The sequence below is a fragment of the Rugamonas brunnea genome (genome assembly GCF_014042345.1).
GTDB lineage: Bacteria > Pseudomonadota > Gammaproteobacteria > Burkholderiales > Burkholderiaceae_D > Rugamonas > Rugamonas brunnea.
In genome coordinates, this window is the sequence record NZ_JACEZT010000001.1 from 436,954 (window position 1) to 460,136 (window position 23,183).

A 23,183-nucleotide genomic window follows, 5' to 3' on the forward strand; every position below is an offset into this window, starting at 1 on the left:
GGGCACGATGAGCGCGAAGGTTGCGAAGGCTGCAAAAGTTACGAAGGTTGCGAAGAACGCGCAGGACACGCAGGCCCCGATCACTGAACAACGCTACACGGTCGCCGTGCGCGCGCTGTGCGAGTTCACGGCCAAGGTGGGCGACCTCGATCTGCGCTTCACGCCCGCACCCACGGCGCAGGAAGGCATCGCCGGCCACGCCGTGGTGGCCGCGCGCCGCGACGACGATTACGAGCGCGAACTGCCGCTGGCGGGCGACTTCGGCCCGCTGCACGTGCGTGGCCGCGCCGACGGCTACGACCCGCGCCGCCGACAGCTGGAGGAAGTGAAGACCTATCGTGGTGACCTGTCGCGCATGCCGGACAACCACCGCCAGCTGCACTGGGCGCAACTGAAAATCTACGGCCACCTGCTGTGCCGCGAACGTGGGCTGGAACAGGTGCGCCTGACGTTGGTCTATTTCGACATCGCCAGCCAGAAGGAAACCGCGCTGCACGAGGACCACACGGCCGCCGCGCTGCAAGCGTATTTCGAGCAGCAATGCGGCCGCTTCCTGCAATGGGCCGAGCGGGAACTGGCGCACCGCGCCGCGCGCGACGCGCAGCTCAAGGCCATGCCCTTCCCGCACGCCACCTTCCGCCCCGGCCAGCGCCAGTTGGCCGAAGCCATGTACAAGGCCAGCAACCGCGCCTGCTGCCTGCTGGCGCAAGCGCCCACCGGCATCGGCAAGACCGTAGGCAGCCTGTTCCCCATGCTTAAGGCCAGCGCCGAACATGGACTGGACAAGGTCTTCTTCCTGGCCGCGAAAACGCCGGGCCGCCAGATGGCGCTCGACGCGGCGGCCGTCCTGCGCCGCGCTGCGCCGCTGCTGCCGCTGCGCACTTTGGAACTGGCGGCCCGCAACACGGCCTGCGAGCACCCCGAACTGGCCTGCCATGGCGAATCGTGTCCGCTGGCGCGCGGCTTCTACGACCGCCTGCCCGCCGCCCGCGCCGCCGCGCTGCAAGTGGCCACGCTGGACCGCGCTGCGCTGCGCGAAGTGGGTCTCGCGCATCAGGTCTGCCCCTACTACCTGGGCACGGAAATGGCGCGCTGGGCCGACCTGGTGGTGGGCGACTACAACTACTACTTCGATGCCGGCGCCATGCTGCACAGCCTCACGCAAATGCACGACTGGAAGGTCAACGTGCTGGTGGACGAGGCGCACAACATGGTGTCGCGCGCCCGCGCCATGTATTCGGCCGAACTGGAACACGCTGCCCTGCGCATCCTGCGCAAATACGCACCCGAAGAACTGAAAAAGCCGCTGGACCGCGTGCACCGGCAATGGAACGCGCTGGAAAAGGAACAACAGGAAGACTACCAGGCCTACCCCGGCCTGCCGGACAAGTTCATGGCGGCCCTGCAAAGCGTGGCCAGCGCCATCACGGACTACCTGGCAGACCATCCCGGCCACGTGGACCCGGAGCTGCAGGCGTTCTATTTCGACGTGCTGCAGTTCACGCGGCTGGCCGACACCTTCGGCGAGCACTCGCTGTTCGACATCGCCCAGGGCGGGCCAGCCGGACGCAGCGCAAGCCACAGCAACTCCGTGCTCTGCATCCGCAACATCGTGCCCGCGCCCTTCCTCAAGCCGCGCTTCGAGGCAGCCCATACCGTGGCCCTGTTCTCGGCTACGCTCAGCCCCTGGAACTATTTCAGCGACACGCTGGGCATGCCCGCCACCACGGCCTGGGTGGACGTGGAATCGCCGTTCGCAGCGGAACAGTTGTCGGTCCAGGTGGCCAACCACATCTCCACCCGCTACCAGCACCGGCGCCAGTCGCTGGCCCCCATCGCGGCGTTGATGGAGGCGCAGTACCAGCGCCAGCCAGGTAACTACCTGGCCTTCTTCAGCAGCTTCGACTACATGGAGCAAGCCGCCACGCTGTTCGCCGAGCACTGCCCGGACGTGCCGCAGTGGCGCCAGGCGCGCCGCATGGACGAGGCCGAACGCGCGCAATTCCTGACCCGCTTCACCCCCGACAGCACGGGCATCGGCTTCGCCGTGCTGGGCGGCGCGTTCGGCGAAGGCGTGGACTTGCCGGGCGCGCGCCTGATCGGCGCCTTCGTCGCCACGCTCGGCCTGCCCCAGATTAACCCCGTCAACGAGCAGATACGCGCTCGCATGCAGGCCACCTTCGGCGCCGGCTACGACTACACCTATCTCTATCCCGGCATCCAGAAGGTGGTGCAGGCGGCGGGCCGCGTGATCCGCACCCAGACCGACCAGGGCACCGTGTACCTGATCGACGACCGCTTCGGCCGGCCGGAAATCCAGGCCCTGATGCCCGGCTGGTGGCACATCGAACAGGCCGCGCCGCCCGCCGTCACGTCATGATGGTCCGCAGCTTCTGGTAGCCGCTGCGGCTGACAGGAATCCGGCCGCCATCGCGCAGGATGGCCACATGGCTGCCGCGCGTGGCCTGCTCGATGCGGCTGATGCGTTCAATATTGACGATGTAGGAGCGGTGAATGCGCATGAACAGCTGCGGCGGCAAAAGCTGCTCCAGCTCCGCCAGGCGCTGGTTTTTCAGGTAGTTCCTGCCGTCGGCGCGGATCTGCACGTAATCGTCCTGCGCCTCAATGCTGTCGATATGGTCGCAGGCGATCACGTGCACCTTGGCCCCATCGCGTATCAGCACCCGCTCCAGTGGCTGCTGCCGCGCCACGGCCTCGCGCGCCATGCGGGCCACGGCCCCGCCCGCGCCCTCGCCCGCGCCCGCATCGGCGCCCACGACCACGCTGGCGCGCGCATGCGCGAGGGCCTGGTCGAAGCGCTGCTGGCTGAATGGTTTGAGCAGGTAATCGAGCGCGTGGAATTCGAACGCCCGGATCGCATACTGGTCGTAGGCGGTGGCGAAAATGAAGCGGGTCCGGCCCGCCGTCAGTTCGGCCACCTCGAAGCCGTCGAGCCGGGGCATCTGGATATCGAGGAACACCAGGTCCGGCGCCAGTTCCATGATGGCCTTGACGGCGTCGAAGCCGTTCGCGCATTCGGCCACGATTTCGACGTCCGCGTGGGCGGCCAGGTATTCGCGCACCACGCCGCGCGCCAGTGCTTCGTCGTCCACGATGATGATGCGCATGCGTTCAGTCTCCGCTCGTCTCGGCCGGCATGGACAGCTCCACGCCAAACCTGTCGTCCCGGCGCGACCAGTGGATGCTGGCCTCGTGCCCATACAAGCCCGCCAGCCGCTGTCGCACATTGGCCAGGCCGACGCCATTGCCACGCGCGGCTGGCAGGCTGGCATCGACATCATTCTCGACCCGTATCCGCAGCAGCGAGCCGGCCCGCCGTGCCGTCAGCATGATCACGCCCCCTTCGGGCAACTGGCCGATGCCGTGCTTGACGGCGTTTTCCACCAACGGCTGCACGATCATGGGCGGCACCAGGCAGCAGGCTGCATCCGGCGCAATGTCCTCGCGCACGGCCAGGCGCGCGCCGAAACGCTGGCGCTCGATCGCCAGGAAATGCCGCACCAGCGCCAGCTCCCGCTCCAGCGCCACCTTGCGCTGCGCGTCCATGCCCAGGCTGTGGCGAAAGAAGCTGGCCAGTTCCAGCGTCATGCTGCGCGCGGCCGGCGGGTCTTGCGTACTGAGGGCGCTGATGGAATTGAGGCTGTTGAACAGGAAGTGCGGATCGATCTGGGTGCGCAGCATGCGCAGCTCGGCCTCCTGCGCCGCCAGCCGCGCGGCCAGGGCGCCCTGCTCGGCCGTCTGCGCGCGCACGAATTCGATCACCAGGTAGTGGATCGCCGTCGCCAGGCCATACAGCAGCATGCCCAGCGCCGCGACCAGCGCCGCCAGTTGCGGCCCGATGACGATGCCGGCCCAGGACATGGCGGGCAGCAGGCACAAGGCGTTCCACAACTGCGCCAGCCCCAGCCACAGCAGGCCGGCCACGGCCGCCGCCACCGCCAGGACGCACAACAGCGGCAACGGCGCGCGTCCCAGCGGGTAGGCACGGCACAGGTAGTACGCGGAAAAGCCGGCCACGAAGGCATACATCAGGTTCAGCGGCACGGCGAACAGCAGCGCGTTGGGCAGCGGCGCGGCGTCCGCCAGCGCGATCACGCCGCCCAGCATCAGCCCCAGCGTCAGCCACAGGGCCAGGTAGACCAGCGCGCCGCGCCGGCTGGCGAACAGGCCCGGCATGTCAGTTGCGCACTTCCACGCCACCCATGATGGCGTAGCCCTTGACGATCAGGCGCTTGCCCGTATCCGGCGGCACCGTGGTGCGTTCCTCGAAGCCGCCCAGCACCGGCGTGCCGTACATCAGCACCGTCCAGTCGGGCGGTACCTGGATCTGGATCCCACCGAACAGCGCGAACACATTCAGCTCGGCGTCACCTTGCAGGCCGCACTGGCGCAGGTCCAGCTCGCAGCCGCCCATCACCACCGTCACTTCGCCGCCCCGGAATCCGGGACTGGCGAGGCGGCGCTTATAACCGCCCATGATGGCCGTCAGGTTGATCACGGCATCGTCGCCGGGCGTGGGCGGCAGCCCGCCATCTTCGGCCAGCATGGTGTGACGCCGTCCGCCCACCGAGCGCAACACCACACTCACGCCGGCACCGATCATCAGCACGGGCCACACCATGCGCCAGCTCAGGTCGAGCAGGCCCATGCTGCGCAAGGTCAGCAACACACCGGCCGCCACCAGGGCCCCGCCCACCACCAGCCCTTGCGTGGAGCGGCTTTGCACGATCTTCATCACGCCGAACAGCACCAGCAGCATCGGCAGCAAATGCAGGGAAAAACGGAAGTCGAACAGGCCCAGGTTATCGAGCAGGAACAGCAGCCCAAGGGCGATCACGAACAGGCCGAAGACGATCTGCGACCCCGCGTGGGGATGACGATGCGGGCGCATGGCCTACTCCCCCTGGACGAAGTAATTGGTCAAGGTCGGCTGCAGCACCATGCCCGTGCCCCAGGCCACCAGCAGGGCCGGCCAGGTCTGGCTGAAATCCAGCCCCCACACGTGCTCGTACGAGACATACCACCAGCCGGCGAAGAACACCTTCCACAAGCCATTCAAAAAGTAGCGCGGCGAGGTGGGCGGCAGCATGTTGTTGATGCCCAGGACCACCAGCAGCCACGGCCAGTAGTGCCAGATGCTCGCCAGGTCGAGGTCGAGATCGAGCAGGTTCACGCGATCCAGCAGCACCACGGTGCCGGCCACGATCAGCATGACGCCCACCAGCAGCTGCTTGCGCATGCGGCGCGCGCCGTCCTGTTCCATGAAGTGCTTCATATACGCTCCTGATGTATCAATGAGCGTAACGATACGCGCGATCGCGCCACCGCGAAACCACTATTCGGCCAATGGCCGGCAGTGGCCGGTGAATGGTGCAGGCGGCGTGGCGGAGCGGTGGGAAAGGAACGATGGCCGCGGAGTGGGCGGCGGATGCGCAGTCGGTGCGCGGTAAAAACAGGGAGCCGGTGGCGGCGGGCGCCGCGTCAGGACCGGCTGGCGCTCCCGTATGGCCAGCCGCACAGGCGCAGGCCCCAGCCAAGCTGGCGGCGGATTTCGTGCGGCGATGGCGGCGGCTTGGCGTCACGCGAACGGCGCTCAAGATAAGCGCGCACGAGGTATTTGGATGGATGATTGGATTGGGCCATGATGCCCTCGCATTGGTGGCGTTGTTGTTGGTGCCGGGGACTCGGGGCGCCCGGCCAACCCGCCGGTGGTGCTGGATCCTTGTCGGTATCGCCCCACCAGGCAATCCATCATATGCCCGCGCCGCCCGCGCACACTGTACGTTCACGCACATACCATGGTCGCGTGGCGGCACGCCGCCATCACAGCTTCTGCTGCAGGAAGTCGAGGAAGCAGCGGATGCGCTGCGACAGTTGGGTGTTGCGGTAGTAGACGGCGTGGATCTGCTGGCGGTAGCCCGTGTAGCTGCCCACCAGCACCTTGACCAGGCGGCCGGCCTCGATGTCGGCGCGGGTCATGAACTCGGCCAGGCAGGCGATGCCCTGTCCAGCCAGCGCCAGCTGGCGCAAGGTCTCGCCGCTGGTGGCCGTCAGGGTGGGCGTGATGTCCAGGCTGTTGCCGCCAGCGTGGCGCAGCGGCCAGTGGTTGCCCGCCTCGTCATGCGCGTAGCCCAGCAAGACGTGGCCGGCCAGATCCTCGGGCGAGGCGGGAATGCCGTGCGCGTTCAGGTAGGCCGGGCTGGCCAGCAGGAACAGCGGACTGGAGCCGAGCGCATGGGCATGCAGCGTCGTGTCCGTCACGGCGCCGACGCGGATGGCGATGTCGGTGCGCTGCTCGATCACGTCGTCGATCTGGTCGTTGCTGCTCAATTGCAGCCGGATCTCCGGGTACATGGCGCGAAACGCCGCCACGTGCGGCACCACGCAATGGAGCATGAACGGCGAGGCGGCGTCCACGCACAGGCGGCCGGCCGGCTTTTGCTGGCGGATGCGGATCGCTTCTTCCGCCTCCTCCATCGCGGCCAGGATGTTGCGTGCCTTGTGCAGGAACAGTTGGCCTTCCTCCGTCAGCTCCATGCGGCGCGTGGTGCGCGTGAGCAGCGAGGTGGCCAGTTTATCTTCGAGGCGCGACAGCGCGCGGCTGACGCCCGAGGTGGTCTGCCCCAGGTGGACCGAGGCGGCGCTCAGGGTGCCGCTGTCGATCACGGCGACGAAGGTTTTCAAATCGTCGGAATGGATATCCAAAATAGTCCCGCGTGGTGAGGTCATTGAAACAAACCACCGTCACGCCACATACAGCAGCACGGCGCCGAAATGACACATGCTGCCGCCAAGGACGAACAGGTGCCAGACGCCGTGCCCATGGCGCAGCTTGTGATCGGTGGCGTAAAATCCAATGCCGCCCGTGTACAGCAGGCCGCCGGCGGCCAGCCACAGGAAACCGTTCCAGCCCAGCGCCGCGATCAGCGGCCGCACGCCGACCAGGCTCAGCCAGCCCATCAACACGTAGATCAGCAGCGACAGCACGCGCGCCCCGCGCGCATACCACAGCTCCTGCACGATGCCGATCGCCGCCAGCGCCCACACCGCGCCGAACAGCCACCAGCCCCACGGTCCGCGCAAGCTCACCAGCGTGAACGGCGTGTAGCTGCCCGCGATCAGCAGGTAGATGGCGCAGTAGTCGAGCCGCCGCAGCCACTGCTTGGCCGGACCGCGCACGCTGTGGTACAAGGTCGAGGCCAGGTACAGCGTCACCAGCGAAGCCACGTAGACGCTGAAGCTGACCACCTTCCAGGGATCGCCGCTGCGCACCGCCATGGTGATCAGCAGCGCCCCGCCCACGGCGGCCAGCGCGGCCCCCACGGTATGGGTGATGCTGTTGAAGCGTTCTCCGTAGTACATGACTGGTTCCGATGCGGGCCGGGGACCGCAAAGCGTGCGGCGACATCCCGCATTCTAGCCCCCGGCCCGTCGGCCCGTCTTGACTTGGCGTAGGCTGAAGCCCGCTTTAGTAGGCCTCCACTAGCCGCCGCTGCACCAGACGAACATTGGTAAAAACGCAATGTTAGCACAGCGTATAGTTGGCGAAAAGAAATGTTACAATTTTATCGATAATGCGCAAAAATTATTGAATTTTTAACTAGTTGGGCCGCACATTGGAGCACACCCACTAGTGCCGGACGGGGCGCGCAGCCTGCGACAGGGCGGCGGTGTGGTATGGTGCCCCCATGACGCAAGCCACTCCCTATCAGCGCTGCATGGTGATGGCCGGCGGCGGTTTCCGCTTCGGCATCTACCTTGGCATGTACGCGGCCGCGCGCCAGGCCGGCTGCCCGCCCGACCTGCTGCTGGCCAGCTGCGGCGGCTCGATCGCCGCCACCATCATCCACCAGCTGCCCGACGACGCCGCGCGGCGCGCCTGGCTGACCTCGCGCGCCATGTACCGCTTCTGGTGCGAGCTCCGCTCGGCCCAGCACGCGGGCATGGTGGGTACGCTGCTGGGCGCGGCCAGGCGCAAGCTGTCGCCGGCCCGGGCGCCCGTCATTCCCGACCTGTTCCGCGACTACCTGTTCGAGATCCCGCCGGCGCTGCCGTTCCCGGCCGTCACCGGCACGCCCGAGGTGGACGTGGCCATCATCGGCGGCCGCCTGCTGTTCGGCCCCGGCGACGTGGGCCAGCCGCGCGGCCAGCGCAAGCTGTTTGCCGAGACCGTGTTCTGCGGCCCGCGCGCGGCCGCCCTGCTGGCCGGCATGGACTCGCCCCTGAGCGATCCGCGCTGGGGCGAACACGCCGTGGCCGACACGCTGCAGACCGACAGCAGCGTGCCGCTGACCGAGGCGGCCCGGCTGTCGATCGCCGACATGGTCTACTTCCGCTGCCAGCACTACGCCGGCCATGACTACATCGGCGGCGTGCTGGACCTGTTCCCGATCGAGATCGCGCGCCGCCTGGCCGGCCATGTGGCCATCGAGTACAAGGAAGCGTTCGACCAGGCTTTCGCCATTCCCGCCTGGCGCGCCGTGCTGGGACTGGACGGCAACGAACGTCTGCGCTACGCCAACAGCCATCCGGCCGACGTGCGGATCGACGCGTCGGACGTGTCGCGCGTGCTGGCGCGCCAGCAGATGCAAAAGCAGCTGGACTGGCGCCGCAACCGCATCCGGCTGGTCATGCCGCGCGATTATGCCACCTTCGTCCAGCACATGAATGACCAGTGGCAGTATGGCTACGAGCGGGCCATGGAAGCCTATCACCGGCCGCCGGGCGCCCTGCCCGCCTTCCGCCGCAGCAGCCGCCATACCGAACCGCCGCGCCGCGCCTGAGCCCATGTCCCTGTCTTGCAGGACGCAAGCAACAATAGCAAAAAGACATGACAAATCCACCATTTTCTGGAATAATTTGCTGTCTTTTTGACATTGTTTTTAATTTAATTTTAGGGATATAACATGCGCAAATTCAACCTGCTGCTGGGTAGCGCCCTGCTGGCCGCCGTCGCCGCCGCCCCCAGCCACGCCGCCGATTTCAACTTCAGCGGCACCATCCGCTATCAGAAGGACGTGATTCAGATTCCCTTCACGCTGAACCAGGATGCCACCGACGTCAAGGTCTGGACCGATTCCTACCTGAACGGCGTCAATTTCGACCCGATCACGGCGGTGTGGAAAGATGGCCTGCGCGTAGGCCAGAACGATGACGACCCCACCATCGCCCCCGGCCAGACCCGTTACGATTCCGGCCTGACCTTCCACTCGCTTACGGCCGGCAACTACCTGTTTACCATCGCCGCCTACAACAACTTCTCCAACGGCTTGCTGCTGAGCCAGGGCTTCCGCTTCGATCACGACGACGCCATTCCCCTGGCCAACTGGGACCAGCCGGCCAGCCACCGCGGCATGGGTCCGAACTGGAGCGTGCACCTGAGCGGTGTGGACGGCGCCACCCCGCCGCCCGTCCCGGAACCGGAAAGCTACGCCATGCTGGTGGCCGGCCTGGGCCTGCTGGCCGCCGTCGCCCGCCGCAAGAACAAGGCCTGATTCCCGCCCTGTTGGCACAAAAAAGACGGGGTCAGGTCATGCCATCGCGCAAGTTGCGCGATGCCATGACCTGACCCCGTCTTTGTCTTTTACTGGCCGCTTAGCGGCACAGCTGCGACCACGATGCCTCGAATTCGGCTGGCGCCACGTCCTGGGCCAGCAAGGTCAGGTCGCGGGCGACGGAAATGTAGCGCTGGAAACCGATGTAGGCGCCAAACGCATCCTTGGCGTTCACTTCCCCGCACGGCGCGCCTTTCTTGCCGATGAACTGGTTGCGGAACTGGGCCGAGGACGGCTCCAGTATCTTTTCCTTCACGTATTTTTCACCGAGACTGGTCATCGTCGCCGCCGATTCCTGCTGACGTTGCGCTTCGGACTTGCCGCAAGCGGCCAGGCTCGCGCACACGACCACGGCCAGCCACACGGCCGATAACTTTTTCATAATCTTCAATCCTGATGTGTTTCGCATAGCTTCCCGCTATTATCGGTCAAAACCGCCTCGCCTGCCTGAATTCATTATCAAAATGAAATCCCCACCACCGGCATCCAATAATTCAGAAGCGGATCTGGGGCTGCGTCCGGAAAGTTGGACAACTTCGCCGGCACCGAACGCCCGCCACGCGATAAAACCGTTTAGTTACAAGGACTTGCCATCCTGCCCATAACGGGCACGCGGTTTGCTAAGTAGACAACCGGTCCGGGGCGCCATGCCACCGGCCGCAAGCTAAAACATGGTGACGGCGGTTCCCCAACCTGTCCATAACGCGCCAGCGACGCGCGTTGTTGACACGAATGAAATCGCTTCCCACAATGTGACAGTGACCACCAACTACAACGGAGATCGAATGCTGTATCGCAAACCTGTGCCCTTCTTTACTGTCGTCTTTGCCTTTGTCGCCCTGTTGGCCGGCAATGCGCACGCCGACACCGCCGCCCCGCACCTGGCCAATGTGACCATCCTCGCCACCGGCGGCACCATCGCCGGTTCGGGCAGCACCAGCACCACCACCATCGGCTACACGGCCGCCACGGTGGGCGTCAACAGCCTGATCCAGGCAGTACCGGAACTGAACAAGGTGGCCCACGTGACGGGCGAGCAAGTGTTCCAGATCGCCAGCGAAAACATGAACAATGAGTACTGGCTCACGCTGGGCAAGCGCGTCAACGAACTGCTGGCGCGTCCGGACGTGGATGGCATCGTCATCACCCACGGCACCGACACGCTGGAAGAAACGGCTTACTTCCTCGACCTGGTGGTCAAGAGCCACAAGCCGGTGGTGCTGGTGGGCGCCATGCGCCCCAGCACGGCCCTGTCGGCCGACGGCCCCATCAACCTGTACAACGCCGTGCTGCTGGCAGCCAGCCACGAAGCCGTGGGCCAGGGCGTGCTGGTGGCCATGAATGACCAGATCCACGCCGCGCGCGACGTCAGCAAGACCAACACCTCCACGCCCGATACGTTCAAGACGACGGAACTGGGCATGCTGGGCTACATCCAGGGCAACCACCCCTACTTCTACCACCGCGCCATGCGCAAGCACACGGCCGATACGGAATTCGACATCAGCAAGCTGCAAAGCCTGCCGCAAGTGGACATCGTGTACGGCTACGCCAACATGGGTCCTGCCGCGCTGAACGCCTTCGTGGCCGGCGGCGCCAAGGGCATCATCCACGCCGGCGTGGGTGACGGCAGCCTGGCCAACAAGGTCAAGCCAGCACTGGTGGCGGCCCGCAAGCAGGGTGTGCTGATCGTGCGCGCCAGCCGCGTGGGCCAGGGCATCGTGGCCCGCAACGGCGAAGCCAACGACGATGAACTGGACTTCGTGGCCGCTGACACGCTGAACCCGCAAAAAGCGCGCATCCTGCTGATGCTGGCCCTGACCCGCACCAGCGACAGCAAGGAAATCCAGCGCATCTTCTACACCTACTGATCGCAACCGGGGCGCTGCGCCACGGCGCCCCGGCCGCATCAAGTCTTCAAGGCGTCAAGCTAGCACGGCAACCCGGCATCAAGGCCAGGCCGGACGCGTCATGCGGAACAAGGCATCGGCGCCAATTTCAAAGTAATCGGCGGGACCGCCGCCGCGCAGGATGGGCCGCGCGGCGGCGGTATCGTAGACACCGTCGACCAGCAGGTGGCGCGCGATATGCACGCCCACCACTTCCCCCAGCACCAGCCAGGTCGGCACCGCGCCGCCATCGGCCCCCTGCAACTGGATGATCTGCGTCCTGCGGCATTCGAACGCCACCGGGCTTTGCGCCACACGCGGCACTTGCACCAGCCGCGACGGGGCCGGCGTCAGGCCCGCCAGTTCGAATTCATCCACTTCCGCCGGCGCCGGCGCGCAACTGGCGTTCATGGCCTCGGCCAGCGGGCGCGTGGCCAAATTCCACACGAATTCCCCGGTCTGCTCGATATTGCGCAGCGTGTCCTTGCGGCCAATGCTGGCGAAACCAATGATGGGCGGGGTGTAATTGAAGGCGTTGAAAAAACTGTAGGGCGCCAGATTGCGCTGCCCGTCCGCGCTGCAACTGGCGATCCAGCCGATGGGCCGCGGCCCGACAATGGCGTTGAACGGGTCATGCGGCAGGCCGTGGCCGTGCGCAGGCTGGTAGAAATGCATGGGGTCCGGAGACGTCATCGGTAATCGCGTAAGCAGGCGTAGGCCCAACTGTCGTATTTTCGCACATCAGCGCGCCCCGATCCGGGCCCGACGCGGTGGCTGGCCCGGCACTGGCGCAGCAGGAAACAATTTATACAAATATGTGATTGCCAAGCAATTGTGCGCAGCCTAGGCTAAGCGAACCGAGGGCCATCCGCGCACGGTGCGCGGCGGCCCGCCTTCTCCTCGCTCAATGGCCACCTCCATGTCGCTCGCGCTGTCCTTCCGTCCCCTCGCCAAACCGCCCACCAAACTGCTGCATGCCATGCGCCGCGACGCCGGCTGGCCCGCGGCCAACCGGGCCGACCAAGCCCAGCCTCATCCCATGGGCCGGGTGCAATGGGTAAGTGTGGAGAGCGGCAAGGCAACGATCGCCATCGCCAGGCTGGAACTGGCGCCACCGGAATTCTGTTACCTGGCGGACTTGATCGTCGCCAGCAAACACCGGGGCCAGGGTGTGGGCCGCTGGTTCCTGCAGCACATCGAACAATATTGCGTCGGCCAGGGCATACGGCGCCTGCTGCTGCAAGCGGCACCCGACACCGAGCCCTTTTACACCGCCCTGCTGTTCGCGCCCGATGCGCGCGCGCCGGGCTTCCTGAAAAAAGATCTCAACCCCTTCCAGCGCAAGCTGTTCACGGCGCCCGCCGGGCACGCGCGGCCCTGAGCGCCGGGCGTTCAGTCGCCCAGGCAGATGCCCAGGTCGCGCGCGGTGCGCACCGTGTCGCCGTCGAGCGGCACGCCCTTCATGCGGCCAGCCACCTTGGCCAGCGCCACATATTCCATGTTGGGATAAGCGAGCGACACCATCACGCCGGACTGCCCCGCGTCGAGCGCGCGCACGGCGGCCGCGCCGAAACGCAGCGCCGCCAGCCGGTCGAACGCGCTGGGGCTGCCGCCACGCAGCAAATGTCCGAGCACGACGGCGCGCGCATCCTTGCCGGTGCGCGCCTGCAGTTCGCGCGCCACGTGTTCGCCCGCGCCGCCCAAACGCTCCGCGTGCCCCGCCACGGCGGGCGCCAGTACGTCCCGCGCGCCGCCGGCCGCCTGCGCGCCCTCAGCGACGACCACGATCGAATAACTGTGGCCGGCCCGTTCGCGCGCCGTGATGGCTTCGGCCACCCGCTCCAGGTCGTACGGTATCTCGGGCAGCAGGATGGCGTGGGCGCCGCCGGCGATGCCCGTATGCAGCGCGATCCAGCCCGCGTAACGCCCCATCACCTCCACCACCATTACGCGCTGGTGGCTTTCGGCCGTGCTGTGCAGCCGGTCCACGCATTCCGTGGCGAAGGCGACGGCGGTGTCGAAGCCGAACGTGGTGGTGGTCTGGTCCAGGTCATTGTCGATGGTCTTGGGCACGCCCACCACGCGCAAGCCCTTGCGCGCCAGCGCATCGGCGATGGTGAGCGAGCCGTCGCCGCCCACGGCCACCAGCGCGTCGATGCCCTCGCGCGCGAACCAGGCCAGCAGCTCGTCGCTGCGGTCCACTTCGCGCACCGAACCGTCGGGCTGCGCGGTGGGGAAACTCAAGGGATTGCCACGGTTGGTGGTGCCCAGCATGGTGCCGCCCAGGTGGGCGATGCCGCGCACATGCTCGGCCGTCAGGCGCAGCACGCCGCCGTTGGGATAGCGCTCCGGGCACAAGACGCCGTTGTAGCCATCGCGGATGCCCACGCATTCCCAGCCCCGCTCCAGCGCCGCCAGCACCGTGGCGCGGATCACGGCGTTCAGGCCGGGCGCGTCGCCGCCGCCCGTGTTGATGGCGATGCGGCGTATCGGTGATGGCATGGTGTTCTCCTGCTGGCGGTGGAAAGGCGCGCCCACGGCGGACGCGGATGTCTGGCAGTATCCGCGCCGGTCCGCGCCGCGTCAACCACGCCGCCTCAGAACAAGGTTTGCTGGCGGCTGGTCAGCGCGCTGAAGTCGTCGTCGAGGAAAGGCAGGATGGCATCGGCCACCGGTTCCAGCTGGCGCGCCAGGTAGTGCTCGTAATCGATGGCGGCGCGCCGCGCTTCCAGCGGTTCGGGCCCGGCCACCGTCATCACGTAACGGATCCAGCCGCCGCGCTGGTATTGCAGCGGGCGGCCGTGCTGGCGGTTGTAGTCGTCGGCGCTGCGGGCGGCCCGCACATGGGGCGGCACGTTGCGCTCGTAGTCCTCCAGCGGGCGGCGCAAGCGCTTGCGGTACACCAGCAGGTGGTCATACTCGCCGCTGACGGTGCGGCGCGCATAGTCGCGCACGTAGTCGCGGTAGGGCTGGCCCTTGAAGATACGCTCGTACAGGCCCTGCTGGAATTGCTGCGCCAGCGGCGTCCAGTCCGTGCGCACCGTCTCCAGGCCCTTGTAGATCATACGGTCTTCGCCGCCGGCGCCCGTCACCAGGCCCGCATAGCGCTTCTTGCTGCCCAGGTCGGAACCACGGATGGTGGGCATGAGGAAGCGCCGGTAATGGGTTTCGTACTGCAGCTCCAGCGCGCTGGTCAGGCCGAATGCTTCGCGCAAGTGCGCGGCCCACCACTGGTTGACGTGGCCAACGAGGGCGCGCCCGATCTCGCCCGCGCGCGCGTCGTCGTGCGCCCTGCCCAGCCAGACGAAGGTGGAATCCGTGTCGCCGTAGATGACCTGGTAGCCCTGCGCCTCGATCAGTTCGCGCGTGCGGTGCATGATCTCCTGGCCGCGCAAGGTGATCGACGAGGCCAGGCGCGGATCGAAAAAGCGGCAGCCGCTGGAACCGAGCACGCCGTAGAAGGCGTTCATGATGATCTTGAGCGCCTGCGACAAGGGCTTGTTGTGCTCGCGCTTGGCCGCCTCCCTGCCCTGCCAGATCTGGCTGACGATGGCGGGCAGGCAGTGGCGCTCGCGCGAGAAACGGGCGCCGCGGAATCCGGGCACGGTGTCGGCCTCCCGCGTCGCGCGCAAGCCCTCCACCAGACCCACCGGATCAATCAGGAAGGTGCGGATGATGGACGGGTACAGGCTTTTGTAGTCGAGCACCAGCACGGAATCGTACAAGCCGGAGCGCGAATCCATGACGTAGCCACCGGGGCTGTTCTCGCCCACCACGTCGCCCAGGTTGGGCGCCACATAGCCCTGGCGGTGCATCATGGGCAGGTACAGGTGCTCGAAGGCGGCCACGGAGCCGCCGCTGCGGTCGGCCGCCAGCCCCGTCACGCTGGCCCGCTCCAGCAGGAAGGTGAGCAGCTCGGTGTGGGCGAAGATGCGCGTGACCAGTTCGCAGTCATGCAGGTTGTAGCGGGCCAGCGCCGGCTTGTCCTCGGCGAAGCGGCGCTCGATCTCCGCCATGCGCTGGTAGGGACTGTCGATATCCTTGCCCTCGCCGAGCAGCGTCTGCGCCACGTATTCGAGGCTGAAGGACGGGAAACTCCAGGTGGCCGACTTGAGCGCTTCGATGCCGTCGATGATGAGGCGCCCGGCCGCCGCCGCGAAATAATGCTGCTGCCCGCCGCCATGCTCGCGCCACTCCATGGCGCTGCCGTCGCGTCCCAGCAGCAACGGCACTTGCAGGCGCTCGGCGTGCTCGCGCAGCACGCGCAAGTCGAACTGCACCAGGTTCCAGCCGATGATGGCATCCGGATCATGCGTGGCCACCCAGTGGTTCAGGCGTTCCAGCATCTGGGCGCGGCTGTCGCAGTAGTCGAGCGCGAACGCAGGCAAATGCGCAGGCACCGTATTGTCGCCATTCGGTGGTCCCAGCATGTAGACCTGGCGCTGGCCGCAGCCTTCCAGCGCGATCGAATACAGGTCGCCGCGCGAGGTCGTTTCGATGTCGAGCGACACCATGCGCAGCGCGGGACGGTAGCCGGGCGCCGGCTTCAATACGCAGTCCAGCAGCGGGCCGGTGGCGTCGGGCCCCGGCTGGCCGCTGAACGCCACCGGCGCCGTGATGAAGCGCTCCATCAGATAGCGCTCCGGCGGGCGGATATCGGCCTCATACACGTCCACGCCGTGCGCGCGCAGCCGCTTTTCCACCTTGAGCAACTGGCGATACTGGCGGCAGTAAAGGCCCAGCACGGGACGGCTGTGGAAATCGGTCAGCGACAGTTCGCGCAGTTCGCAACCGCGTTCGGCCTGCAGCAGCAGTTCGGCCTGGGCACGCTGTTCGGCCGGCACGAACGCCACCGCACGCTGCACGGGCAGGCGCAACCGGCGCGGGCCACCGTCGGTCGCCAGCCAGAATTCGACCTCGGTCCCGGCCGCCGTATCGCGCCAGTGCCGGGTCAACACAAACCCCTGCTCTTCTTGCACCACCTGCCTACCCTTTTCCAGACTCAGAACACCGCCGCGCGGCATCCTACACTGTACCAGCCCGGCGGCAAAGGATTCTTCCCGCTAGGCGGCGCGGGCGATCATCTGGTCCAGCGATTTCTGGTACAGGCCGGCCACCAGGTTGGCCTGGGTGACCATGCCGCGCAGCCGGTTGGCCGTATCGACCACGGGCAGGTGGTGGTGGCCGTAACTGGCGAACATGGGCACCAGTTCAGAAATCGGCTGCAGCAGGTGGGCCGTCTTGACTTCGCCGCTCATGATGTCGCGCACCAGCACGCGCGGTCGCAGGCGCACCGTGCCCGGCAGCCCGGCGCTGACCTGGGCATGGGCATGGGCATGCGCATGGACCACGAAATCCGTCTGGGTGACGATGCCGATCACGCGCTGCTCGTCGTCGATGACAGGCAGCGCCTTGATCTGGTGTTCGCGCAGCAGGTTCCAGGCCGCGTCGGCCGTCGTCTCCGGACGCACCGTGCGCGCCGCGGTCGTCATCACGTCGGCACAGAACAGGTTCTCCATGTGGCGGCGGTAGGCGCGGATCTCCACTTCGTTGAACAGCGTCTGCAAGTCCTCGGCTTCCACATCGAGCATTTCGCCATGCTGGGCCAGGGCTTCCTCCAGGTCGGCCCGGGTGAAGCCGGTGCGGCGTTCCGTCACCTGCGCCGCACCACTGGCGGCGCGGTGCGGATAGCGGTGGCCCGTCAGGCGGTGATACACGAGGGCGCTGGCCAGCAGGGCCACAGAATTGAGGCCGACCGGCGCCAGCACGAAGCCGTACCCCAGGCCGTGGACGGTGGTGCCGCCCAGCACGGCCGTGAGCGCGACGGCGCCCGATGGCGGATGCACGCAGCGCAGGTAGAACATGGCGGCGATGGCCAGCGGCACGGCCATCGTGGCCGCCACCATGGAATCGCCGACCGCGCGCACGCAGGCCACGCCCACCAGGGCCGAGACCAGGTTGCCGCCGATGATGGACCAGGGCTGGGACAGCGGGCTGGCCGGCACCGCGAACAGCAGCACGGCCGACGCGCCCATGGGCGCCAGCAGCAAGGGCAGGCTGCTGTTGGCGCCCACGGCCAGCCGGGTCAGGCCAGCCGTCAGGGCGATGCCGATCAGCGCGCCGAGGCAGCTGCGCAGCCTTTCCTTGTTGTTGAGGTGGATGGCGGCGGGGGTGAGACTGAACAACCAATTTCGAACCGGAGACACGGCAAAACCTTTATGCGAACGGACTATCAACAGCGATGGCGGGCAGGCGCCATCGCGCGAACGGAGGGGGAAACTTGCGCGGCGGAGCTAGCCGGCGTTCAGGCAAGGCGGCGGTATCCGCCCGTGACGCCTTCACGCGAAAACACCCATTGCCACAACTGGATGTCGCGCGCCCGGAACGCGCCGGCGCACGACAGCAGGTAGTAACGCCACATGCGATAGAAGCGCTCGCCCAGCTGGGCCGAGAAGCGCGGCCAGGCCGCCTCGAAATTGCGGCACCAGGCCATCAGCGTCTTGTCGTAATCGGCGCCGAAGTTATGCAAGTCCTCGGCCACGAACAGGCCGTCCACGGCGTCGCCGATCTGCCCGATGGAGGGCAAGGCGCCGTTGGGGAAGATGTATTTGTCGATCCACGGATCGGGCACCGACGCGCGCACGTTCTTGCCGATGGTGTGGAGCAGGAACAGGCCATCGGCCTTGAGGCAGCGGTGGGCCACTTCCATGTAGGTGCGGTGGTTCTTGTGGCCGACGTGCTCGAACATGCCGACGCTGACGATGCGGTCGAAACGCTCATCGACCTCGCGGTAATCCTGCAGCCGGTATTCGATGGGCAAGCCCTGGCTGTGCTCCCTGCCCCACTGGGCCTGTTCGCGCGAGATGGTCACGCCCACGCAGCTGACCTGGTAATACTCGGCCGCGAAGCGCATGAAGCTGCCCCAGCCGCAGCCGATGTCGAGCACCCGCATGCCGGGCCGCAGGTCGAGCTTGCGGCAGATGAGGTCGAGCTTGTCCTCCTGCGCCGCCGTCAGGGTCTTGGCGCCTTTCCAGTAGCCGCAGGTATAGGTCATGCGCGGATCGAGCATGGCCGCGTAGAACTCGTTGCCGAGGTCGTAGTGGACCTTGCCGACTTGCCAGGCGCGCCGCCGCGTCTGCAGATTGAGCCATTTCGCGCTCAGGGCGTGCGCCAGCAGGCGCACCGGTTTGACCTGCTGGTCCAGCCGCGCGCGCAGCAGGCGGCAAAAAAATTCGTCCAGCCGCTCCGCCTCCCACGCGCCATCCATGTAGGCTTCCCCCAACCCGACGTTGCCCTGGTCGAATACGCGCTCCAGCACGCCATTCTGGCGCAGCTGGATATCCCACGGGGCATTGCCATTGATCGCGATACCGGCCGTGGCCAGCAGGCTGGCGGCGGTGTCATACAAGCGGGAGTTGGAGAAGACGGAAGCGGGACTGGATGAACGGAGTGCGGAGGACGAAATCTGATTCATAAGCCTGGTATGTGGACGGGCACGGCCCCGTGCTGGCGGCCGGCCCTGCGGTACATCGACGAGCGGGCAAATGGGGGCCCGTCCGGCAATGTTCGGTTACGTCCTGATACGGTGAAGCCGGTCAGAACAGGAGCAAACAGTGTCGCACCTGACCGGTTTCTTGACTAATGAAAAATTCTGGCATTTCGTATCAAAAAAATGTGTTTGAAATTGCCGGGGGTGCGCCCGCCTTGCGCGGGCGATGTGGGATCAGGCGTCGTCCAGCGTGTCGCCGGACGGCATGGCCGGGCGCGGACCGACCGTAGGGTGCAGGCTGGAGCGGTCGGTGCAGGCCACCACGGCCCGCATGGCATCGCGCACCCGGTCCAGGGTGGCGCTGTCGCGCTGGCTCGCGTACACCACGTAGGCCGAGTGGGAAAACTCGGGCGTGTCCTTGACGCGGCGCAAACGGCCATCCGCGATGAACTGCTGCGCCATGCTGGCCCGGAAATAGCCGGCGCCACCAACGCTGAGCAGATAGGTCATGGCCAAGGGGCCCAGCGAGATCGACATGGGCGGCATGCCCAGCTCCGGGTGGGCAGCCTCGTGGTTGATGGAAAACTGCGGCCCCCAGTCCACGTAGATGTAGCGTTCGGGATCGACCTTGCCATCCGGTTCCGTGGTGACCATGATCAGCTTTTCTTCGAGCAGCAGTTCCGACACCAGGCCGGCGCGGGGACGCGGGTTGTACAGCACGGCGATGTCGAGCGAGCCATCCTGGACCCGGTCCAGCAGGCGGCCGGCCATGGCCACCTCGGAACGGATCGACACCTCGGGATGGCTGCGGTTCATCCACACCAGCCAGTCGGCCAGGAAGGGATGCCACAAGCTCAGTTCCGTGCCCACGCTCACGCCCACTTCCCTGCCGGCCGGCAAGGCGATCTGGCGCCGGGCCCGTTCCCACACCTGCACCAGCGCATGGGCATGGCTCATGAATTGCTCGCCGGCCGCCGTCAACCTGGCGCCGGCCTTGTTGCGCACGAACAGGCGCTGCCCCAGATGCTCTTCGAGTGTGCGGATGCGGGCGCTGACGGCCGTTTGGGTGAGATGCATGCGCTGCGCCGTCAGGATGAAACTGCCGTTGGCGGCCACTTGCAGGAAGGTTCGTGCCAGGTTGATGTCCATGGGCACTATAGTAATACAAGAAATACTTGTTTGTCCCGGGTAACGACGAGCGGGTGCGGACCGATGGGGCTGCCAGTGGCTGCGCTGCGGGTGGGGATGGCCTGCCCAGCAGGAATCGAACCTGCGACCCTCAGCTTAGAAGGCTGATGCTCTATCCAACTGAGCTATGGGCAGCGCGATGCGGGGTGCGCATGCGACGGCATGCGGAAATGAAAAACGGGCTGTCATTGACAACCCGTCTTATACGTTCTTGGTCGGAGTACAAGGATTCGAACCTTGGACCCCCTGGTCCCAAACCAGGTGCGCTACCGGGCTGCGCCACACTCCGATGACGACATCATAACCGCCACCGCCTTTTTCGTCAATGTGTACGCCGATTTGTCCCGATGCTGGCGCCAGCGGGGAAAAAACTTGTTGATTCGTCAGCACCGGAGCGGCGGCCGCTCCCGCTTCTCATATCGGGCACGGCCAACGGTGGCCGCGCATATTCTGTTCAATAAATTGGCGGCGCTGTGCCCGCTATCCCATTTATTTTATTCAGTGCCTTATTCCTGGCGATAGAAATATATTTAGTTACATTTTTTCCGTTTAATAGCAGAATAACTAGCAATAAGAAATTCTTGCGCTGCCAGCCCGTCCACGAGACGGTACGAATCTATATCTCCGGGCACCCACCGGAGTCGCAGCAGGGGACGAATGGGCACTACTGCCAGAGAACAGCCGTATCGCTTCTCTCAGTAATATCCAATGACCGCCCGTCGTCAACCAGGCGCACGCCATGCGCGCCTTGTTCAGCCGGCCATTCTCATGGCGCCGGCAGGGATCTCCTCCATCTCGGATGGTTTAAGCGACATCGTTGCTTTTGCTTCAGCAGTTACGCTGCGCTGGTTCGCCCCTGCCTTGGGGAAGCGGACGGAGCTGGCGGGAATGCGGTTGGCCGTCATATTCCCACCAGGTCGGCGCACCGGCTAATTTATATTCACGTCGAATCAACGAATATAAATAATCGGCATGATCAGGATATTAATCCGCAGGCATAAAAATGATACGGCCATGGCATTCGTCACGCAAAATCTGCATGATGAAGTTTATATCACAAAGCAAGACCAAGCATATTATCGGGTTGAATCACCGGAAGGACAGCGATGCTGTTTAATAAGAAAGGATGGTGAAAATCATGAACAAGCTCATACTCGCCTCACTACTGAGTGTGGCATCCCTGGCCGCCTACAGCCAGACCGCCAACCCGGGCGAAACCGTCACCGTGCCCGGCCACGCACTGCGCATCGACGCCCCCACCCATGTGCGCTATATGAACCAGGATGAATTCTATCCGTACAAAGCCACCTACACGCTCGCCAACGGCCAGGAACTGACCCTGACCGCCCGGGGCAGCAAGATGTTTGCCGAGGTGGATGAACTGGGCAAGCACCAGATCGTGGCCACCGGCGCCCATTCCTTCACGGCGCTGGACCAGCAGTTGCAGATGACGATCAACCTGGAACCCAACGATAATGTCACGGGCGAGCTGTTGATGGTGGTGCCGGAAAGCAGCATCTCCGATGGCACGGTGATCCCGGCCCGGACCGTGTCACTGGCCGTGCGCTGATCACGCAGGACCAGGCGGGTTGACCGGTGCCGGCCAGCCCGCGTCGCCCGCGCACCTGCTCCCCTCCAGGCGCGTCGGGCAGGCCCGGCCTGCCGGCCGGGCCGCCCTCACCTTGCTCAAGCGGCCAGCTGGCTGTCGACCTTGTCGGCGATGCGCTGCGCCATGGCGGCCGCATCGGCCGCGTTGCGCGCTTCCACCATCACGCGGATCAGCGGCTCCGTGCCCGAGGCGCGGATCAGCACGCGCCCGCTGTCACCCAGCTCGCGCTCGACCAGCTCCTTCTCGTGCACCATGGCCGCGTTGCGGGTCCAGTCGAAGCCGGGCGCCACGCGCACGTTGACCAGCGTCTGCGGGAACAGCACCAGTTCCTGCGCGCACTGCTCCAGCGACTTGCCGCTGCGCACCAGCGCCGACAGCACTTGCAGCGACGAAATGATGCCGTCGCCGGTCGTATGCTTGTCCAGGCACAGCAGGTGGCCCGAGCCTTCGCCGCCCAGGATCCAGCCCTTCTCCTGCATCACTTCCAGCACGTAGCGGTCGCCCACCTTGGCGCGCGCGAAGCCGATGTTCTTTTCCTTGAACGCCACTTCCAGCGCCATGTTCGTCATCAGCGTACCCACGGCGCCCGGCACGGGGCCGGTGGCCAGGCGGTCCATCACCATCACGTACAGCAGCTCGTCGCCGTTGTACAGGCGGCCCGTGGCGTTGCACATGATGAGGCGGTCGGCGTCGCCGTCGAGCGCGATGCCGAGGTCGGCGCCGTGGGCGCGCACGGCGGCCGACATGGCGTCCGGCGCCGTGGCGCCGTGGCCGGCGTTGATGTTGAAGCCGTCCGGCTTGTTGCCGATGGCGATCACTTCGGCGCCCAGTTCATGGAACACGTGGGGCGCGATGTTGTAGGCGGCGCCGTGCGCGCAATCGACCACGATCTTCAGGCCGCGCAGATCCAGCTCGTTGGGGAAGGTGCTCTTGCAGAACTCGATGTAGCGGCCCTGGGCGTCGTCCAGGCGCTTGGCGCGGCCCAGCTTTTCCGACGGCACACAATCCATCGGCAAGTCCAGCGCCGCTTCGATGTCGAGCTCCACCGCGTCGGGCAGCTTGGTGCCCTGGTCGGAGAAGAACTTGATGCCGTTGTCCTGGAACGGGTTGTGCGAGGCGGAGATGACGACGCCGGCCTGCAGGCGCAGCGCGCGCGTCAGGTAGGCGATGGCGGGCGTGGGCATGGGGCCGGCCAGCATCACGTCCACGCCGGCGGCCGAGAAGCCGGCCTCCAGCGCCGCTTCCAGCATGTAGCCGGAGATGCGCGTGTCCTTGCCGATCAGCACGGTCGGCTTGCTGCCGCCCGCGCGGGCCTTGGCCAGCACCTTGCCGGCTGCATAGCCGAGCCGCATGACGAAGTCGGGCGTGATGGGCGCCTCGCCGACGAGGCCCCGTACACCATCCGTACCAAAATATTTGCGTGCCATAGTGAT

The 23,183-nt window shown here is 66.0% G+C and carries 22 protein-coding genes and 2 tRNA genes; 6 read left to right on the plus strand and 18 right to left on the minus strand.

Translation table 11 applies throughout. The features are described 5' to 3' along the window. Positions 1-7 precede the first annotated feature (7 nt). Complete coding sequence (locus tag H3H37_RS01960) at positions 8-2,380, plus strand: ATP-dependent DNA helicase (protein ID WP_182159561.1); 2,373 nt, start codon at positions 8-10, stop codon at positions 2,378-2,380. Here the strand turns inward: H3H37_RS01960 and H3H37_RS01965 are convergent. The 7 genes from H3H37_RS01965 to trhA form a co-directional block, all read right to left on the minus strand. Next, positions 2,370-3,128 carry a LytR/AlgR family response regulator transcription factor gene (locus H3H37_RS01965; protein WP_182159563.1) on the minus strand — a complete coding sequence of 253 codons (759 nt, stop codon included), beginning with the start codon at positions 3,126-3,128 and terminating at the stop codon, positions 2,370-2,372. The genes H3H37_RS01960 and H3H37_RS01965 overlap by 11 nt on opposite strands. Before the next feature lie 4 nt (positions 3,129-3,132). Next, complete coding sequence (locus tag H3H37_RS01970; protein WP_182159566.1) at positions 3,133-4,197, minus strand: sensor histidine kinase; 1,065 nt, start codon at positions 4,195-4,197, stop codon at positions 3,133-3,135. Position 4,198: 1 nt separating this feature from the next. Continuing rightward, positions 4,199-4,912 (minus strand): LiaI-LiaF-like domain-containing protein, encoded by a 714-nt coding sequence (locus H3H37_RS01975; protein ID WP_182159568.1) that lies wholly within the window; start codon positions 4,910-4,912, stop codon positions 4,199-4,201. Positions 4,913-4,915: 3 nt separating this feature from the next. Next, positions 4,916-5,296 carry a LiaF transmembrane domain-containing protein gene (locus tag H3H37_RS01980; RefSeq protein ID WP_229218603.1) on the minus strand — a complete coding sequence of 127 codons (381 nt, stop codon included), beginning with the start codon at positions 5,294-5,296 and terminating at the stop codon, positions 4,916-4,918. Positions 5,297-5,502: 206 nt separating this feature from the next. After that, complete coding sequence (locus H3H37_RS01985; RefSeq protein ID WP_182159570.1) at positions 5,503-5,664, minus strand: hypothetical protein; 162 nt, start codon at positions 5,662-5,664, stop codon at positions 5,503-5,505. Between the two features lie 180 nt (positions 5,665-5,844). Then, the gene (locus H3H37_RS01990) at positions 5,845-6,726 is read right to left on the minus strand and encodes a LysR family transcriptional regulator (RefSeq protein WP_182159573.1); all 882 of its coding nucleotides are present in this window, start codon (positions 6,724-6,726) and stop codon (positions 5,845-5,847) included. Between the two features lie 39 nt (positions 6,727-6,765). After that, complete coding sequence (gene trhA / locus H3H37_RS01995) at positions 6,766-7,383, minus strand: PAQR family membrane homeostasis protein TrhA (RefSeq protein WP_182159575.1); 618 nt, start codon at positions 7,381-7,383, stop codon at positions 6,766-6,768. A gap of 326 nt (positions 7,384-7,709) precedes the next feature. Between trhA and H3H37_RS02000 the strand changes: the two genes are divergently transcribed. Both H3H37_RS02000 and H3H37_RS02005 read left to right on the plus strand, forming a co-directional pair. After that, positions 7,710-8,804: a patatin-like phospholipase family protein gene (locus tag H3H37_RS02000; protein ID WP_229218604.1), complete on the plus strand. Its 1,095-nt coding sequence runs from the start codon at positions 7,710-7,712 to the stop codon at positions 8,802-8,804. 123 nt (positions 8,805-8,927) lie between these two features. Continuing rightward, positions 8,928-9,515 carry a DVUA0089 family protein gene (locus H3H37_RS02005; RefSeq protein WP_182159578.1) on the plus strand — a complete coding sequence of 196 codons (588 nt, stop codon included), beginning with the start codon at positions 8,928-8,930 and terminating at the stop codon, positions 9,513-9,515. Between the two features lie 100 nt (positions 9,516-9,615). Here the strand turns inward: H3H37_RS02005 and H3H37_RS02010 are convergent, their stop codons facing one another. Further along, positions 9,616-9,957, minus strand: coding sequence for a hypothetical protein (locus tag H3H37_RS02010; protein ID WP_182159581.1), 342 nt, complete (start codon positions 9,955-9,957; stop codon positions 9,616-9,618). Between the two features lie 403 nt (positions 9,958-10,360). Here H3H37_RS02010 and H3H37_RS02015 point away from each other — a divergent pair, with 403 nt between their 5' ends. Next, entirely contained in the window at positions 10,361-11,446 is a 1,086-nt protein-coding gene (locus H3H37_RS02015) for a type II asparaginase (RefSeq protein WP_182159583.1), read from the plus strand. Positions 11,447-11,524: 78 nt separating this feature from the next. Here the strand turns inward: H3H37_RS02015 and H3H37_RS02020 are convergent, their stop codons facing one another. Beyond that, positions 11,525-12,157, minus strand: a complete 633-nt coding sequence (locus H3H37_RS02020; RefSeq protein WP_182159586.1) for a flavin reductase family protein — start codon at positions 12,155-12,157, stop codon at positions 11,525-11,527. Between the two features lie 226 nt (positions 12,158-12,383). Between H3H37_RS02020 and H3H37_RS02025 the strand changes: the two genes are divergently transcribed. Beyond that, a complete protein-coding gene (locus H3H37_RS02025; RefSeq protein ID WP_182159589.1) occupies positions 12,384-12,845 on the plus strand; it encodes a GNAT family N-acetyltransferase in 462 nt (153 codons plus the stop codon). Positions 12,846-12,856: 11 nt separating this feature from the next. Here the strand turns inward: H3H37_RS02025 and H3H37_RS02030 are convergent, their stop codons facing one another. The 8 genes from H3H37_RS02030 to H3H37_RS02065 all read right to left on the minus strand — a co-directional run bounded on the left by H3H37_RS02030 (position 12,857) and on the right by H3H37_RS02065 (position 21,046). Next, entirely contained in the window at positions 12,857-13,966 is a 1,110-nt protein-coding gene (locus H3H37_RS02030) for a 6-phosphofructokinase (RefSeq protein WP_182159591.1), read from the minus strand. Between the two features lie 95 nt (positions 13,967-14,061). After that, on the minus strand, positions 14,062-16,488 hold the full coding sequence (locus H3H37_RS02035) for a DNA polymerase II (RefSeq protein WP_220456303.1): 2,427 nt from the start codon (positions 16,486-16,488) through the stop codon (positions 14,062-14,064). Positions 16,489-16,527: 39 nt separating this feature from the next. Beyond that, a complete protein-coding gene (locus tag H3H37_RS02040; RefSeq protein ID WP_182159594.1) occupies positions 16,528-17,649 on the minus strand; it encodes an HPP family protein in 1,122 nt (373 codons plus the stop codon). 119 nt (positions 17,650-17,768) lie between these two features. Beyond that, positions 17,769-18,938, minus strand: coding sequence for a cyclopropane fatty acyl phospholipid synthase (gene cfa / locus H3H37_RS02045; RefSeq protein ID WP_182159595.1), 1,170 nt, complete (start codon positions 18,936-18,938; stop codon positions 17,769-17,771). Positions 18,939-19,187: 249 nt separating this feature from the next. Further along, positions 19,188-20,102, minus strand: a complete 915-nt coding sequence (locus tag H3H37_RS02050; protein WP_182159598.1) for a LysR family transcriptional regulator — start codon at positions 20,100-20,102, stop codon at positions 19,188-19,190. A 97-nt stretch (positions 20,103-20,199) separates the two neighbouring features. Beyond that, positions 20,200-20,276, minus strand: a tRNA-Arg gene (locus tag H3H37_RS02055). 77 nt (positions 20,277-20,353) lie between these two features. After that, positions 20,354-20,430: transfer RNA gene (locus tag H3H37_RS02060), tRNA-Pro, on the minus strand. A 463-nt stretch (positions 20,431-20,893) separates the two neighbouring features. After that, on the minus strand, positions 20,894-21,046 hold the full coding sequence (locus H3H37_RS02065) for a hypothetical protein (protein ID WP_182159600.1): 153 nt from the start codon (positions 21,044-21,046) through the stop codon (positions 20,894-20,896). Positions 21,047-21,279: 233 nt separating this feature from the next. Here H3H37_RS02065 and H3H37_RS02070 point away from each other — a divergent pair, with 233 nt between their 5' ends. After that, complete coding sequence (locus H3H37_RS02070) at positions 21,280-21,711, plus strand: hypothetical protein (protein WP_182159603.1); 432 nt, start codon at positions 21,280-21,282, stop codon at positions 21,709-21,711. A gap of 116 nt (positions 21,712-21,827) precedes the next feature. Here H3H37_RS02070 and glmM read toward each other — a convergent pair whose 3' ends face one another. Beyond that, positions 21,828-23,177: a phosphoglucosamine mutase gene (gene glmM, locus H3H37_RS02075; protein WP_182159606.1), complete on the minus strand. Its 1,350-nt coding sequence runs from the start codon at positions 23,175-23,177 to the stop codon at positions 21,828-21,830. Positions 23,178-23,183: the final 6 nt, after the last annotated feature.